We start from the raw sequence: 15,796 nt of genomic DNA, 5'->3' as shown, positions 1-15,796 counted from the left end.
CCGATCCGTGTGAGCCCGTCCACCGCCGAACGGGCGAATCACACGGACCGGCCGGCCGGCCCACCGCCGTGGGGGCCGCGGCGGGCCGGGCGGGCGGCGCCGCGGGTCGGCTCACAGCACCGGCCCGCGGCGCCGGATCACAGCGCCCGGCGGGCCGCCGCGATCGCCTTCGGGTCCCAGCCGGGCCGCGGGACGGAGTCCAACAGGAGCCTGGTGTAGGGGTGTCGGGGCCTGGCCAGCACCTCCGCCGTCCGGCCCTGCTCGACGATCCGGCCCTGCCGCATCACGATCACGTCCTCGGTGACGCAGCGCACCACGCCCAGGTCGTGGGTGATGAAGAGGTACCCGATGCCCGTCCGCTCGCGGATCTCGGCGAGCAGGTTGAGGATCTGCGCCTGCACCGAGACGTCCAGCGCGGCCACCGCCTCGTCCAGCACCAGCACGGCCGGTTCGACGGCCAACGCCCGTGCGATGGCGACGCGTTGGCGCTGTCCGCCGGAGAGCTGGCGGGGCAGCGCGGAGGCCTCGCGCGCGCCCAGGCCGACCTGCTCTAGCAGTTCCTCGATCCGGGTGGAGTGGTCGGCCCCGGGGAAGTGCAGCCTGAGGGTCTCGGCCAGCGCGGTGCCGACGGTGCAGCGCGGGTCCAGCGAGAGGTACGGGTCCTGGAAGACCATCTGCACCTCCCGGGCCCGGGCCAGCCGGGCCGCCTTCCCCCGGGCGCCGGCCGCCGTCCGGTCCCGGCCGTTGACCGACACCCGCCCGGAGTCGGCCCGTTCGAGGCCGACCACGATCCGGGCACTGGTGGTCTTGCCCGAGCCGGACTCGCCGACGATGCCGAGCGAGCCGCCCTGGGCGAGCGTGAAGGAGACGTTGTCCACCGCCCGCACCGCGCCGTAGGAGCGGTGCAGGCCGACCACCTCCAGGACGGGTGCGGCGGGCGTCGCGTGATCAGCCATGGGCGAGGACCTCCCCGGTACGGTCACTGTGGTGGCAGGCGGCCAGCCGCCCCGGCTCGCCCTCGACGGGCAGCAGCGCGGGCTCCTGCTGGGTGCACTCGAAGGTGGCGACCGGGCAGCGCGGGGCGAACGGACACCCCGTCAACTCCTCGCGCAGGCTGGGCGGCCGTCCCTCGATGGCGGCCAGCCGGCCTCCCGGCGCGTCCAGCCGCGGGGTGGCCGCGAGCAGGGCCGCCGAGTACGGGTGGCGCGGGCGCTCGAACAGCGCCTCGGCCTGTCCGGTCTCCACGATCCGGCCGGCGTACATCACGTACACCCGGTCGCTGATCGCGGCGGCCAGGCCGAGGTCGTGGGTGACGAACAGCAGGCCGGTGCCGAAGCGCTGCTGGAGGTCGTCGAGCAGCGCCACCACCTCCGCCTGCGAGCTGACGTCCAGCGCGGTGGTCGGCTCGTCGGCCAGGATCAGCGCCGGGTCGCCCATCAGGGCGGCGGCGATCATCACCCGCTGGAGCATGCCGCCGGAGACCTGGCCGGGGTAGCGGCCGAGCACCGAGGCGGGCAGGCCGACGGCGTCCAGCATCTCCACCGCGCGCTGCTCCGCCTCCCGGTCGGAGCGGCCGTCGTTGAGCCTGAGGCTCTCGGTGAGGAAGTCGCCGAGGCGGCGCAGCGGGTTGACCGCGGCCCTCGGGTCCTGGAAGACCATCGCGGCGGTGCGGGTGCGCAGCTTGCGCAGCTGACCGGGCGTCATGGTGAGCACGTCGTCCCCGGCCACCCGCAGGGTGCCCTCGGTGACGGCGCCCGGCGGCAGCAGGCCGAGCGCGCTGCGCGAGGTGAGGCTCTTGCCGGAGCCGGACTCCCCCACCAGGGCGACGGTCTCGGCGGCACCGACGGTGAGGTCGACCCCGGCGAGCACGGGCCGGGCGGTGCCGGGCAGGCGCAGCCGGTAGCCCTGGACCTCCAGGGTCGGCGTCTTCTCCGGGATGGTCATCGGTCCCTCCTGGCGACCTGGTCGGCCCAGCGCTCGCCGACGACGTTGAAGGCGACGACGGTCAGCACGATCGCGACGCAGGGCAGGACGGCGGAGAGCGGGTAGCCGTTCTGGATGGCGGGCTGTCCGTCGAAGACCATCCGGCCCCAGTCGGGGGTGAGCGCGGGGACGCCCAGCCCGAGGAAGGAGAGGCCGGCCAGGTCGATCAGGGCGTAGCCGAAGTTGACGGTGGACTGGGCGAGCACCACCGGCGCGATGCCGGGGATGACGTGCCGCAGGCAGATCTGCAGGCCGGAGTGGCCCTGCACCTGGTAGGCCTCGACGTAGGGGCGGGTCCGTTCGGCCAGCACCAGCGAGCGGGTGAGCCGGCTGACGTAGGGCAGGTAGGCGACGGCCAGGGCGATCACCGGGGCGAGCAGGCCCTCGCCGTAGACCGAGACGATCAGGATGGCGAGCAGCATGCCCGGGAAGGCGAAGACCAGTTCGGTGCTGCGGGAGAGCACCGAGTCCAGCCAGCCGCCGCGCCAGGCGGCGGTGACGCCGACGGCGACGCCGGCCAGGGTGGAGAAGGCCACCACGCCGAGCGGGCCGAGCAGCGAGGTGCGGGCGCCGAGCAGCAGCCGGGAGAGGGTGTCCCGGCCGGAGGCGTCCACCCCGAGCAGGTGCTCGGCGGAGGGGCCGGCCAGGGCGTTGCCGAGGTCGACCGCGTTGGGGTCGGCCGGGGCCAGCCAGGGGGCGAGCAGCGCGGCCAGCACCACCAGGGCGACGAAGCCCAGGCAGACCAGCTGGAGCACGCTGCGGTCGGTGCGGATCCGGGCCAGGCCCGGACGGCGGATCAGGGTGGCGGTCATCCGGCGCTCCTCCCGGAGCCGAGGGTGACCCGGGGGTCGACCAGCGGGTGGACCAGGTCGACCAGCAGGTTCACGCCCATGAACAGCCCGACCATGATCAGTGAGATGGCCTGCACGGTGGGGAAGTCCTTGGTGGTGGTGGAGAGTTCGAGCAGCTGGCCGATGCCGCCGACGCTGAACGCGGTCTCCACCAGCACGGTGCAGACCAGCAGGGTGGAGACGATCAGGCCGCCGGTGGTGAGCACGGTGCCCAGCGCGTTGCGGAAGACGTGACGGCGGATCACCTGGTGCTCCGTCACCCCGCGGCTGCGGGCCACCGTGACGTGCTCCAGGCCCATCACCTCGGCCATCGCGGCCCGGGTGACCCGGGCCAGCATGCCGATCAGGTAGAGCGCGAGCGCGACGGCCGGCAGGGTGAGGTGCCAGACCATGTCGCCGAAGCCCTCCCCGGTGCCGCCGGTGGGGAACCAGCCGAGGCCGACCGCGAAGACGCCCTGGAGCAGTACGGCCGCGACGAAGGACGGGGTGCCGAGCGCCACGGTGGTGGTGACCAGCACGGTGGAGTCCACCGCGCCGCCCTTGACGGCGCCGAGCCAGCCGAGCAGCAGCCCGACCACCAGGACCAGCACCAGGGCCATCGCGACCAGCAGCAGGGTGGCCGGCAGCCGGTCGGCGAGCAGCCGGGAGACGTCCGTGCGGTAGGTGACGGAGCGTCCGAAGTCGCCGTGCAGGATCTGCCCGGCCCAGCGCAGGTACTGCACGAAGAACGGGTCGTCCAGGTGGTACTGGGCGTTGACCGCCGCGATCGCCTCGGGGGAGGCCGAGCGGCCCGCCAGCAGGAAGCTGGCAGGGCTGCCCGGCGCGAGGTACATCGCCCCGAAGATCACGAAGGAGGCGGCCGCCAGGGTGGCGGCCATCTCGGCCAGCCGTCGGGCGGCGAATCTCAGGAAGCTCACGGTGCGGCTCCCACCGCGGCCGCCCACGGCTGGTAGAGGTAGGAGATGGTGGTCGGGGCGCCGCTGATCCGCTTGTTGAGGAAGACGGCGGTCGGCCACTCGGCGACCGGGATCCAGAGCAGCTGCTCGGAGGCGGTCTTCTGGAGCTTGGCGCTGAGCGCGTACCGCAGCGACGGATCGGTCGCCTTCACCGCCTCGTCCACCAGGCCGTCGTAGACCGGGTCGCTGTAGCCGGCGAAGTTCTGGTAGGCGCCGGTCTTGAAGTTGGCCAGCAGGTCCAGCGGGTCGGTGATCGAGTCGTAGTACGTCTCGGGGAACATGTCGATGCCCTCGCGCGCCTGCGGGTCGGTGAACAGCGCGGTGAACGCGTTCGGCGCGACGGTCTTGAGCTTGACGTCCAGTCCGATCTTGGCGCCGGCCGCCTGCACCGCGGTGGCGAGCACCGAGACGTCCAGGCCGATCGGGCTGGTGGCCACCGTGATGCTCTTGCCGGTGGCGCCGGCCTCCTGGATCAGGGCCTTGGCCCTGGCCAGGTCGGGCTCGGTCGGGGTGAGGCCCTCGAAGGCCTGCTTGCGGACCGTCTCGGGGGCGCCGGCCCAGGCGGCCCGGGTGGTGAGCGAGCCGGTGACCTGCCCGGCGCCGCCGAGCCCGGCCTTCTGGAAACCGGAGCGGTCCAGCGCCAGCGAGAGCGCCTGACGGACCCTCAGGTCGCCGAGCACGCCCTTCATGTTGGTGACGTTGACGTTGACGGTGCTCAGGCCCTCGCCGAAGTAGAGCGTGCCGGCGCCGCTGGAGCGCAGCCGCTGGTAGGCCTCGGTGGGGATCAGGTAGCCGCCGTCGGCCTCGCCGCTGAGCAGCGCGTTGACCCGGGCCGAGGGGTCGGTGAGGAAGCGGAAGACCGCCTTCTTGGACTTGGCCTTGGTGCCCCAGTAGCCGTCGAAGCGCTCCAGCTCGATCGACTGGCCCTTGGTCCAGGTGCCGAGCTTGAACGGGCCGGTGCAGGCCAGGCTGCCGGTGGTGCCGTAGTCCTTGCCGGCCGCCTCGACGCCCGCCTTGGAGGCGATCACGCCGGCGGCGGTGGCCATGTACTGGTTGAACTGCGAGTCGGGCTGGGTCAGCTTGACGGTGACCTGGAGCGGCCCGGTCTTGGTGACCGAGCTGACGTGCTGGAACTGCTGGGCCCAGGCGGCGGCGTTGTCCGGGTTCATCTGGCGGCCGAGGCTGTACACCACGTCGTCGGCGGTCAGCGTGCCGCCGTCGTGGAACTTCACGTTCGGCCGCAGGTCGTAGACCCAGGTGTTCGGGTCCGGGTTGGTGGCCTTCTCGGCCAGGCCGGGGCCCAGGGTGAGGTCCGGGTTCCACCGCATCAGGCTCTCGCAGACGTTGGAGAGCACCGTGTTCTGCGGGTAGTCGAAGGCGGAGATGTAGTCCAGGGTGGGCGGTTCGGCGTAGACGGCCCAGCTGAAGGAGTCCAGCCCGTCCTTGCCGACCGGGGTCCCGGCGGAGAGCTTGAAGCCCTCGCCGTCGAGGTTCCCGGTCTTCGGCGGCCCGGAGCAGGCCGAGGCGGTCAGGGCGAGCAGTGCGGCGGCCGCCAACGCCGAGGATCTCACGGCGGCGGAGCGGTACTGACGGCGAGTCATGCGCGGGGCTCCTTCGGGATCTGCTGGGTGATGCAGTGCACGCCGCCGCCACCGAAGGCGATGGCCCGGGCCCGGACACCGACCACCTTGCGGCCGGGGAAGCACTCGGCGATCACCGCGAGCGCCTCCTCCTCGCCGGGCAGGTCGGCGACGGGGACGACCACGCCGCCGTTGGCGACGTAGAAGTTGAGGTAGCAGACCTCGATCTCCTGGCCGGCGATCTCGGTGAAGACCGTCTGCGGGAGGTCGATGATCTCCAGTGTGCGACCCCGGGCGTCGGTGGCCGCCTCCAACACGGCGCGGTTGTCGCGCATCCGCTGGTAGTCGGGGTGGGCCGGGTCACTCGGGAGCTGGATCAGCACCTGGCCGGGGCCGGTGAAGGCGCAGACGCCGTCCACGTGGCCGTCGGTCTCGGTGTCCAGCAGACCGCCGTACGGGAGCCAGATCACCTTGGTGACCCCGAGCTTGGCGATCAGCTCGGCCTCGATCTCCTCCTTGCTCATGCCCGGGTTGCGGTTCGGGTGGAGCAGGCACTGCTCGGTGGTGATCAGGGTGCCCTCGCCGTCCACCGTGACGGCGCCGCCCTCCAGGATCATCCGGGAGTCGATCCGCTCGACGCCGAGGCGCTCCAGCAGCAGGCCGGAGATCCGGTCGTCGGAGTCCCAGGGGCTGTGCTTGCCGCCCCAGGCGTTGAACCGGAAGTCCACCCCGGCGCGGGCACCGTCCTGGTCGAGCACGAAGATCGGCGCGGAGTCGCGGAACCAGGCGTCGTCGATGGGCAGTTCGGTCACCTCGATGCCCTCGCCGCAGAGCGCGCGGGCCTCCTCGCCCTGCCCCGGGGCGGCGACCATGGTCACCGGCTCGAACTCCGAGATCGCCCGGGCCACCTGCGCGTACTCGCGCTTGGCGTCCTCGAAGGTGGCGCCCCAGAGGTCCTCGCGGGTGGGCCAGGCCATCAGGCAGCCCTCGTGCTCGGTCCACTCGGCGGGCATGCGGAACGTCATGACAACTCTTCTCTTGAGGGTGGTTCAGAGGGTGGAGCGGCCGGGGCCGGCCGGGCGGCCCACCGGCCGCCCGGCCCGCGGCCCGGCGCTCCGGCTCAGTAGGCCGGCGGGACGACGGGCTGGGACTGGGTGGCGCAGTGGATGCCGCCGCCGCCCGAGGCGATGCCGTCGATGTTCAGCTGCACCACCCGGCGGTCCGGGTAGGCGCCCTGGAGGATGGCGTACGCGAGGCCGTCCGCGTAGCGGTCGCCGAACTGCGGGGCGATCACCGCGCCGTTGACGGTGTAGTAGTTGGTGTAGCTGGAGAGGAACTCCTTGCCACTGCCACGGATCAACTTCTTGTCCGGGCCGGGGAGTTCGGTGATCTGCAGGCGGCGGCCGCGGGCGTCGGTGGCGCTCTGCAGCAGCCGCTTGGTCTCCTCGTAGACCGCCACCCACTTGGGGTCGGTGTCCGGGCCGGGCTTGTCCAGCAGCACCTTGCCGGGTGCGGTGAAGCGGGCCAGGCAGTCGATGTGGCAGTCGGTGATGTCCTGCCCGGCGAGGCCCGGCACCCAGATGACCTTGTCCTGGCCGAGCGCGTACTTGAGCTCCTGCTCCACCTGGCCCCGGCTCATCCCCGGGTTGCGGTTCGGATTGACCAGCGAGCTCTCGGTGGCCAGCAGGGTGCCCTCGCCGTCGGTCTCCAGCGAGCCGCCCTCGCCGACGAAACCGGCCTTGATGCGGTTCACGCCGTAGCGGTAGAGCAGCTCCTCGGCCGCCACCGCGTCGTTCTGGTAGGGCTGGTAGTACGTGGTGCCGGTCTTGCCCCAGCCGTTGAAGTTGGTGTCCACGCCGGCCACGGCGCCGGGGGCGACCACGAAGGTGGGGCCGAAGTCGCGGATCCACAGGTCGTCGTTGGCGATCGTCTCGACGTCGATCCGGTGGTAGGCGCCCGAGCCGCAGTAGTACCGGGCGTCGGCGGCCTGCTCGGGCCGGGCCAGCACCACGACCGGCTCGTAGCGGGATATCTCGTACGCGACGTTGGCGATGTCCCGCCGGACCGCCGCGAGGTCGTAGGACCAGACCGAGCGCAGGGCCGGCCAGGCCATGAAGGTCCGGACGTGGCGGCCGTCCTCGGCCGGCATCCGCAGGGTGGCACCGTTGGGGGCGGTGGCGGCCCGGGCCGTTCCGACGCCGGGGAGGGCCAGGCCCAGGGCGGCCAGCGGCGCGGCGGCCGCGCCGAACTTGAGCAGGCTCCGGCGGGAGGTGACAGGGGTGTTCATGAAGACTCCCTTGAGGGTTCGGGAGGTGTGTGGGGTGACACACATCCTGCTCTGGACTGAAAATTCAGTCAAGGCGTGAGGCGCATCCGATCGGGGAAGGTGAGGTATCCAAGGCCTCGACGTACCCGCACAGGCCTGTCACCATGGGATTTCTTCGCTGAAAATCTCGTCAGGATCACTTCTGTGCAGGTAGAGTGAATGCCCGTGTCAGACCGTCGAACAGAAATACTCAGGGCCGCCACGCGGGTCATCAGCCGCCGCGGCGTGCGCGGCCTGCGGGTCGCCGAACTCGCGACCGAGGCCGGCGTCTCGGCCGCGCTCATCTACTACCACTTCACCGACCGGGCGGGGATCCTGCGCGAGACGCTGGAGTTCATCGGCGAACGGGCCGACCGGTACACCGCCGAACAGGACCCGGAGCTCGCCGGGGACCCGCGCGCCGAACTGGCCCAGGTGCTGCTGCTGGAGCTCCAGGACACCGTCGAGGTGCGCGAGAACAGCACCGCCTGGGGCGAGTTGAGGGCCAGCGCGGTCTTCGACCAGGACCTGCGCGAGGACCTGGCCCGCGCCACCCACACCTGGGTGCACGAGATCGCCTACCTGCTGGGCCGCGCCGACCCGGCCGGCACCGCCCCCGCGCACGCCTCCTCCGCCGAGCGGCTGACCGCCCTGCTGGAGGGCCTCAGCGTGCGCTGGCTCAGCGGCTCGATCCCCCTGGAGCACGCCCGGATGCTGCTCGCGGAGGCCATCGAGGCCGAACTCCCGCCCTTCGGCCAGGAGTTCGGCGCATGAGTGAATTCGGCGCATGAGCGGGTCCGGTGCATGAGCGCGCCGCAGCCCCTCCGGACGGTGGAGTCCGAAGGGGCTGTGGAGTGATGCGTCAGCCGGCGTCCGGCGTGCCGGGCTGGTCGTGGGTGGAGCAGTGGATGCCACCGCCGCCGGAGGCGATGTTGTCGATCACCACCGGCACCACGTCACGCCCGGGGAACTGGTCCCGGACGATCTGCTGCGCCCGGTCGTCCGCCTTGGCATCGCCGAACTTCGGCAGGAAGACCGCCTTGTTGGCGATGTAGAAGTTGATGTAGGAGGAGACGAAGGCGTCACCGCGCCCGGTGATCCGGTCCGGGTCGGGCTGCGGCAGGTCTATCACCTTGAGCGGGCGGCCGAGCGCGTCGGTGGCGTTCCTGAGCACCTCGCGGGCCTGGGCCGACGAGCGCGACCAGACGTCGGCCGGCGCCCCGGGGAACGGCTGGTCGAGCAGCACCACCCCCGGCGCGGCGAACCGCACCAGGCAGTCCACGTGCGCGTCGGTGATGTCCTCGCCGCGCACCCCGGCGAACCAGATCACCTTGGTGACGCCCAGCGCCTGCTTGAGCTCGGCCTCGATCTGGTCGCGGCTCTTCCCCTTGTTCCGGTTGTCGTTGACCACCGAGCTCTCGGTCACCATCAGGGTGCCCTGGCCGTCGGTCTCGAAGGAGCCGCCCTCGCCGACCAGCGGCGTGCGGATCCGCTCGATGCCGTACTTGCCGAGCACCGCGGCGGCCAGCGCGGAGTCGTTGCCGTGCTCCTTCTGCTTGTTGCCCCAGCCGTTGAAGTTGAAGTCCACGCCCTTGACGTGGCCGCCCTCCTCGACGAAGACCGGCACGGTGTCCCGCGCCCAGAGGTCGTCCACCGCGAGCGGCACCACCTCGACCTCGTTGCCGCAGGCGTTCTGCGCGGCGTCCACCTGGTTCGGGCGGGCGAACATCACCACGTGCTCGTACCCGGCCACCGCCCGGGCCAGCCGCGCGATGTCCGCGCGCACGCCCGGGAGTTGGTCGTCCCAGATCCCGGTCGAGGCGGGCCAGGACATGAAGGTCCGGGCGTGGCTCTCCCACTCGGCCCCGAACCGGCGGCCCTCCTGCCGCACCGGCGGGGTCGGCTGGGACGGCGGCCGCTCGGTGGAGGCGGGCGGCTCGGGCCCCTCCTCGTCGAGCACGCCGCAGGCGGTGGCGCCCAGGGTGAGCAGCCCCGCTCCGGCGGCGGCGCGCAGCACCGTGCGGCGGGTGGGCGAGAAGGGCGTGGTGCGGTCTGACACGGAATCACTCCGGCTCTGCTGTGGGGTGGTGGTACGGCACGGCGGCACGCGGGTCGCGAGTGGCGGGACACCGCGCGCGCCGGCCTTCGTGGTGGGATCGGCTACGGCAGGGGTTCCTGCATGGTCGAGCAGTGGATGCCGCCGCCCCCGGCCATCAGGCGGTCCACGTCCAGCTGGACCACCTCGCGGCCGGGGAAGCATTCGGCGAGGGTCCGCCGGGCGGCCTCGTCCTTGGCGCGGTCGCCGAACTGGGCCGTGATGACGCCCCCGTTGACGACGTGGAAGTTCAGGTAGGAGTCGACGAACTCGGAGTCCCGGGAGCGGACTTCGTCCGGCCCGTCGACCCGGATGACCCGGAGCCGGCGGCCGCGGGCGTCGGTGGCCCGGGACAGGATGTCGAACTGCTCACGGGCGTCCCGGGCCCAGGCGTCGTTCCGGTCGGCCGGCGGCAGCTGCACCAGGACGACCCCGGGAGCGACGAACCGGGAGGTGACGTCGATGTGGTCGTCGGTGATGTCGCGGCCCTTGATGCCGGGCACCCAGATCATCTTGTCCGCGCCGTAGACGTCGAGCACGGCCTCCTCGACCTCGTCCCGGCTCCAGCCACGGTTGCGGTTCTTGTTCACCAGGCTGCTCTCGGTGGCCATCACGGTGCCGTCGCCGTCGGTCTCCACCGAGCCGCCCTCCCCCGTGAACTCGGCGTAGGAGAACGGGAGTCGGAGGTGCTCGGCGATCCCGCGGGCCACCTCGGCGTCGTCCCGGTGGGTCTGCTTGTTGCCCCAGCCGTTGAAGTTGAGGCCGACGGCGTCCAGCCGCCCGCGCCCGTCGCGGCGGAAGACCGGTGCGGTGTCGCGCATCCACAGGTCGTCGGTCGGGATCTCCTCGGTGACGGTGACGGCGGGCCCGCAGAGGGCGCGCGCCTCCCGGACGCTGTAGTCGTCCGGCGCGCACATCACCACCGGCTCGAAGCGGGCCACCGTCCGGGCGATCAGCGCGATGTCCTGCTGGACGCCCGGCAGTCGGCGCCCCCAGACGGAGCGGCGGGAGGGCCAGGACATCCAGGTCCGGGCGTGCGGGACGTCGTCCCGGTCCACCCACCACTGCGGCGGCTCCCCGGCGGACCGGTGGGCCGTCGGCGCGGGAGTCGTCGACGCGGGGGCCGCCCCGAAGAGGCGGCTGATGAAGGACCGGCTGTCACTCATGGGATCTCCATCTCGAGAATTGCACGGAACCACCGGCCTGTCGGCCCGGCCCCGCGCCTTCACTCTCGCACTGACTGAATTTTCAGTCAAGGAAGCTGCCATGCAGAAGGCCCCGGGGCGGCTCGGAAACCGCCCCGGGGCCCGTCGTTCCCACTCAGTGGTGCAGCCGCTCCAGTTCGCTGTCGATCGCGCCCGCCATCAGCTCCCGCGCGTGCTCCAGCGGCAGGCTGCCGCTCAGCCAGCGCACGCTGAGCCCCTCGACCATCGCGGTCAGCCGCTCCGCGGAGGCGGCCAGGGCCGCGGCCCCGTTCATCGGCCGCACCCGGCCGATCAGCTCGGCCACCTCCTGGACCCAGCCCAGGGTGGCCCGGGCGAGGTCCTCGCGCAGGTCCGGGTCGAAGACCGCACTGGCGCGCAGCTCGCCCCAGGCCGTGCTGTTCTCCCGCACCTCGGGCGTGTCCTGGAGTTCGAGCAGCAGGGTCTGCTCCAGCTCCCCACGGGGCGTCAGCGGCGGCTCGTCGGCCAGCCGTTCGGTGGTGTACCGGCCGGCCCGGTCGTTGATGAACTCCAGCGTCGCGCGGAGGATCCCCGCGCGGTCCTTGAAGTGGTAGTAGATGAGCGCGGTGGACACGCCCGCCTCGGTGGCGAGCTCCTCCACCCGCAGCCCGCGGACACCGCGCCGGGCGATCACCCGCGCGGCCGCTTCCATGATCGAGGTTCTACGGTCTGCCACAAGCGATCACCCTACCCGTACCCCTTCCGCACACCGCCGCCCACCCGTACCGCCGGCGGCCCGTACCGCCATCAGCCCGCGAGCCCCGCCGCACCACCCATACTGACTGATATTCCGGTCAGGGTATAGTCCGAGCCGTTCCGAGACCTCCCCCTTGCACACCTGCACCGACCTGCTGGGAGCCCCCATGACCGCTGACCTCTTCGGCAACAAGGCCCCCGGCGCGTTCACACCGCTCACCCCCGAGGACCCGGCCGAGGTCGGCGGCTACCGGCTCCGGGCCCGCCTCGGCGCGGGCGGCATGGGCCGGGTCTACCTCGCCTACACGCCCGGCGGACGCCCCGTCGCCCTCAAGGTGGTCCGCCCCGAGCTGGCCGAGGACCCGCAGTTCCGCCACCGCTTCGCCCAGGAGGTGGCCAGCGCCCGCCTCATCCACGGCCTCTTCACCGCCCAGGTGGTCGACGCCGGCCCCGACGCCGAGCTCCCCTGGCTCGCCACCGCCTACGTCCCCGGCCCCTCCCTCCACCAGGTCGTCCACCGCCACGGCCCGTTGCCCGAACGGACCAGCCTCCTGCTGCTGGCCGGCATCGCCGAGGCCCTCCAGGCCGTCCACGCCGCCGGGGTCGTCCACCGCGACCTCAAGCCCGGCAACGTCCTGCTCGCCGCCGACGGCCCTCGCGTCATCGACTTCGGCATCGCCCGCGCCGCCGACGCCCTCCCCCTCACCAGCACCGGCCTGCGGATCGGCTCCCCCGGCTTCATGGCCCCCGAACAGGCCCTGGGCCGGACCGCCACCCCGGCCACCGACGTCTTCGCCCTCGGCGCCCTGACCGCCTTCATCGGCTCCGGCACCCTCCCCTTCGGCTTCGGCCCCGAGGCCGGCTCCCTCTACCGCGCCGTCCACGAGGAACCCGACCTCGACCGCCTCCCGCCCTCCCTCCTCGAACCGGCCCGCCACTGCCTCGCCAAGGACCCGGCCGACCGGCCCACCACCGCGCAGCTCATCGACTACGTCCGCAGCCACCCGGCGGTGGGGGGCGAACTCCGTTTCACCGACGGCTGGTTGCCGGAGGCGGTGAGCTCCGCCCTTGTCGGCCACGGCGAACTCCCGCCCACCCCGGCACCGACCGCCGCCGCCTCCTCCCTCGCGACGGCGCTGCTCCCGCCCGCGGCAGCCGCGCCGGAGGCCGCCACCCGCCTGGCCGAGCCCCCGTCGACTCCCGTCCCCACCGGGAGGCGGGGAGGACGCCGGATCGCCGTCCGGGTGGCGGTCGTCACGGGCGCGCTGCTGATCGGCGCCGTCGGCGGCTTCCTCCTGCTGGACCCGTACGACTTCGACGACTCCGAGGCCGAGGCGGTCGGCCCCGCCCCGTCGGCCTCCGGGCCCTCGTCGCCCTCGCCGTCCCCCTCCTCCTCCCCCTCTCCCAGCGCGACGCCCACCCCTGGCTACGCCCCGGTCCGGACCGACCTGGCGCTCAGATCCCCGGACTCCTCCTACGAGTTCGACCTCCGCGCGGGCAAGGTCACCCCGCAGGACGTCTCCCCCTGGTACCTCGGCCGCCACGGCGACGACCTCACCCTCCCCGACGGCGCCACCGCCTACGTCTCCCCCACCAGCGAGCTCCAACTCCCCGACTGCATCCGGGGGTTGTCCGCCGCCCCGGTCTCCTCGGTCCCGCTCGGCACCGTCCAGGACGGCCGCGGCTTCTGCCTCCGCTCCCGCGACGGCGCCGACCTCGCCCTGGTCCGCGTCACCGACTCCGGTGCCGAGGACACCCCCTTGTCGGTCACCGTCACCACCTACCGCCGCGCCTCCTGACCGTCCGTCAGGTCGGTGGCGGCCGGACGGACCGCTGTCTGCCGTCGGTGAACACCGCTGCGGACCGCCGAAACCACGACTACGGTCCCGTCCCATGACGGCAGTCACCACCCACACGGTCGAATACCCGGCCGACGACCTGACGATGACCGGACACCTCGCGCTCCCGGCCGGCACCTCACGCCGGCCCGCCGTACTGATCGGCCCCGAGGGGATGGGGCTCAGTGACGTCGAGCGCCGGAGAGCCGATGCCCTCGCCGAACTGGGCTACGTGGCACTGGCCTTCGACCTCCACGGCGGACGCTACCTGGAGGACCCGGAGGCCATGCTGGCCCGCTGCCTGCCGCTGCTGGCCGATCCCGACCGCATGCGGGCCGTCGGACGCGCCGCGCTCGACGTGCTGCGCGCCGAACCACGGGCCGACCCCGACCGGACCGCCGCCATCGGCTACGGCACCGGCGGCGCGATCGCGCTGGAACTCGGTCGGGCCGGCGTCGACCTGCGTGCGATCGGGACCGTCAACGCACTGACCACGGGCCGGCCGGGCGAGGCGGCCCGCATCCGCTGCCCGGTGTGGGCGGGGGTCGGCTCGGAGGACCCGATCATGCCGCCCGCGCAGCGGGAGGCCTTCACCGCGGAGATGCAGGCCGCAGGCGTCGACTGGCGCCTGACGGTCTACGGAGGAGCGCTCCACGCCTTCCACCACCCGACGGTCGACCACCCCACACCCGCCGGCGTCGGCCACCACCCACGGCACGCCGAGCGGGCCTGGCGTGACGTCCTCGCCCTGCTCGCCGAGTGCCTGCCCGTCACCGGATGACCAGGGCCGGCCCCTCGCACAGCCGCGTCGGCACTTCCGTGGTGCGGCTCCGCGTGTGGATCTCCAACACCAGGAGCCGCCGGGCCAAGCCGGCCAAGCCGTGGCTCGACCGGCTCCGACCCGCCCTGGCCCGCCTGCCGTGCGGAAACGTCGTGACGGGCGGGCCGGTACTCCAGTGCTCTCCGTCAGGCCCCGCTCACCAGGTCACGGGCAGCGACCGCATCCCGTAGATGAACGAGTCGGTACGGAACTCACGCTCGCCGGCCAGCCGCAGCCCCGGCAGCCGGCGGAACAGCGTCTCCAGCGCGATCTGGAGTTCGGCGCGGGCCAGCGGCTGGCCCAGGCACTGGTGCACGCCGAAGCCGAACGCCAACTGCCGCCGGGCGTCCCGGTAGAGGTCCAGCTCGTCCGTCGCCCGATGACCGGCGCCACCGAACACCGTCTCGTCCCGGTTGGCGGTGGAGAGCAGCGCCATCACGCCCTCCCCGGCCCGGACGGTGACGCCGCCCAGCTCCACGTCCTCCAGCGCCACCCGGGGCAGGCCGGTGTGCACGATGGTCAGCAGCCGCAACAGCTCCTCCACCGCGCCCGGCAGGGTGGCCGGATCGGCCAGGCCGGGGATCTGCTCGGGGTGGTCCAGCAGCAGCGCGGTCGCCAGCGAGATCATGCTCGCGGTCGTGTCGTGCCCGGCGATCAGCAGCAGCACGCCCATGCCGGCCACGTCGTCCGGGGTCAGGTCGTCCCGCGCCGCGAGTCGGCTGAGGGCATCGTCCTCCGGGTGTGCGCGCTTGCGGTCCGTCAGGACGCGGAGGTAGTCCCGGACCTCCTCCTGGGCCACCCGGAGCTGCTCCACGGTGGCCTCCCGGCTGACCATCGTGCGGCTCAGGCCCTGGAAGCGTTCGTGGTCCTCGTACGGCACGCCGAGCAGCAGGCAGATCACCAGCGAGGGCACCGGCAGTGCGAAGTCGGTGACCAGGTCGGCCGTGGTCCGGCCCGCGGTCATCCGGTCCAGCGCCCCGTCCACGATCCGCTGGATCTCCGGGCGCAGCGCCTCCACCCGCTTGACCAGGAACTCCCCGGTGATCATGCGGCGCTGGCGGGCGTGCTCGGGGTCGTCCAGCCGCAGGAAGTCCGGGTTGTCGGTGATCAGCTCGCGAGCGCCGGCGATCAGCAGCGGGAAGGTCGGGTGGCGTATGTCGGCACTGAACCGGCGGTCGGACAGCACGGTGCGGACCTCGTCGTAGCCGGTGACCAGCCAGCAGAGGTCGCCGTCGGGCAGCTTCGCCCTGGTCACCGGCCCGGTGGCGGCGGCCTCGGGGTACGCGGGCGGCGGGCCGAACGGGCAGCCGCCGGAGTGCGGGGCCGGCAGCGGAAGGACGGGGGTGGTGGGTGCGGTGGTCACAGCGGGGGTCTCCTCACGTCGCGGATGTTCTCGTGGGGGTTCGGGGCCCGGGAAGGTTCCCGGCGCGGCCCGCGGGGCCGAGGCGG

14 protein-coding genes are annotated in these 15,796 nt (G+C 72.9%); 3 read left to right on the top strand and 11 right to left on the bottom strand.

Annotation, left to right across the window (positions count from 1 at the left end; genetic code table 11):
* Window positions 1–137: 137 nt before the first annotated feature.
* The 7 genes from ACIA8O_RS04280 to ACIA8O_RS04250 form a co-directional block, all read right to left on the bottom strand.
* Window positions 138–956: an ABC transporter ATP-binding protein gene (locus ACIA8O_RS04280; RefSeq protein ID WP_396291979.1), complete on the bottom strand. Its 819-nt coding sequence runs from the start codon at window positions 954–956 to the stop codon at window positions 138–140.
* Complete coding sequence (locus ACIA8O_RS04275) at window positions 949–1,944, bottom strand: ABC transporter ATP-binding protein (RefSeq protein WP_396291978.1); 996 nt, start codon at window positions 1,942–1,944, stop codon at window positions 949–951. The genes ACIA8O_RS04280 and ACIA8O_RS04275 overlap by 8 nt, the downstream gene beginning before the upstream one ends.
* Window positions 1,941–2,795 (bottom strand): ABC transporter permease, encoded by an 855-nt coding sequence (locus tag ACIA8O_RS04270; protein ID WP_396291977.1) that lies wholly within the window; start codon window positions 2,793–2,795, stop codon window positions 1,941–1,943. The genes ACIA8O_RS04275 and ACIA8O_RS04270 overlap by 4 nt, the downstream gene beginning before the upstream one ends.
* A complete protein-coding gene (locus ACIA8O_RS04265; protein ID WP_396291976.1) occupies window positions 2,792–3,751 on the bottom strand; it encodes an ABC transporter permease in 960 nt (319 codons plus the stop codon). Before ACIA8O_RS04265 ends, ACIA8O_RS04270 begins: the two co-directional genes overlap by 4 nt.
* Window positions 3,748–5,391, bottom strand: a complete 1,644-nt coding sequence (locus tag ACIA8O_RS04260) for an ABC transporter substrate-binding protein (protein ID WP_396291975.1) — start codon at window positions 5,389–5,391, stop codon at window positions 3,748–3,750. The genes ACIA8O_RS04265 and ACIA8O_RS04260 overlap by 4 nt, the downstream gene beginning before the upstream one ends.
* Window positions 5,388–6,395, bottom strand: coding sequence for an agmatine/peptidylarginine deiminase (locus tag ACIA8O_RS04255; RefSeq protein ID WP_396291974.1), 1,008 nt, complete (start codon window positions 6,393–6,395; stop codon window positions 5,388–5,390). Before ACIA8O_RS04255 ends, ACIA8O_RS04260 begins: the two co-directional genes overlap by 4 nt.
* A gap of 95 nt (window positions 6,396–6,490) precedes the next feature.
* Entirely contained in the window at window positions 6,491–7,657 is a 1,167-nt protein-coding gene (locus tag ACIA8O_RS04250) for an agmatine deiminase family protein (RefSeq protein WP_396291973.1), read from the bottom strand.
* Between the two features lie 204 nt (window positions 7,658–7,861).
* On the opposite strand from ACIA8O_RS04250, the gene ACIA8O_RS04245 reads away from it, so the two are divergent.
* Complete coding sequence (locus tag ACIA8O_RS04245) at window positions 7,862–8,449, top strand: TetR/AcrR family transcriptional regulator (protein WP_396291972.1); 588 nt, start codon at window positions 7,862–7,864, stop codon at window positions 8,447–8,449.
* Between the two features lie 88 nt (window positions 8,450–8,537).
* On the opposite strand, the gene ACIA8O_RS04240 is transcribed toward ACIA8O_RS04245, so the two are convergent.
* From ACIA8O_RS04240 to ACIA8O_RS04230, 3 genes are all read right to left on the bottom strand, one after another.
* Complete coding sequence (locus ACIA8O_RS04240; RefSeq protein WP_396291971.1) at window positions 8,538–9,734, bottom strand: agmatine/peptidylarginine deiminase; 1,197 nt, start codon at window positions 9,732–9,734, stop codon at window positions 8,538–8,540.
* A gap of 101 nt (window positions 9,735–9,835) precedes the next feature.
* A complete protein-coding gene (locus ACIA8O_RS04235) occupies window positions 9,836–10,936 on the bottom strand; it encodes an agmatine/peptidylarginine deiminase (RefSeq protein WP_396291970.1) in 1,101 nt (366 codons plus the stop codon).
* A 154-nt stretch (window positions 10,937–11,090) separates the two neighbouring features.
* Window positions 11,091–11,645, bottom strand: coding sequence for a TetR/AcrR family transcriptional regulator (locus ACIA8O_RS04230; protein WP_396291969.1), 555 nt, complete (start codon window positions 11,643–11,645; stop codon window positions 11,091–11,093).
* A gap of 211 nt (window positions 11,646–11,856) precedes the next feature.
* Between ACIA8O_RS04230 and ACIA8O_RS04225 the strand changes: the two genes are divergently transcribed.
* On the top strand, window positions 11,857–13,488 hold the full coding sequence (locus tag ACIA8O_RS04225) for a serine/threonine-protein kinase (RefSeq protein ID WP_396291968.1): 1,632 nt from the start codon (window positions 11,857–11,859) through the stop codon (window positions 13,486–13,488).
* Between the two features lie 94 nt (window positions 13,489–13,582).
* Window positions 13,583–14,308: a dienelactone hydrolase family protein gene (locus ACIA8O_RS04220; protein WP_396291967.1), complete on the top strand. Its 726-nt coding sequence runs from the start codon at window positions 13,583–13,585 to the stop codon at window positions 14,306–14,308.
* Between the two features lie 196 nt (window positions 14,309–14,504).
* Here ACIA8O_RS04220 and ACIA8O_RS04215 read toward each other — a convergent pair whose 3' ends face one another.
* Window positions 14,505–15,710, bottom strand: a complete 1,206-nt coding sequence (locus tag ACIA8O_RS04215; protein WP_396291966.1) for a cytochrome P450 — start codon at window positions 15,708–15,710, stop codon at window positions 14,505–14,507.
* Window positions 15,711–15,796: the final 86 nt, after the last annotated feature.

Origin of the sequence: Kitasatospora sp. NPDC051853 (assembly GCF_044452665.1) — a bacterium.
In the GTDB taxonomy this organism is placed as follows: Bacteria; Actinomycetota; Actinomycetes; order Streptomycetales; family Streptomycetaceae; genus Kitasatospora.
Note: the sequence above shows the minus strand (reverse complement) of the source record. Positions and strands in the feature narration are given on the sequence as shown.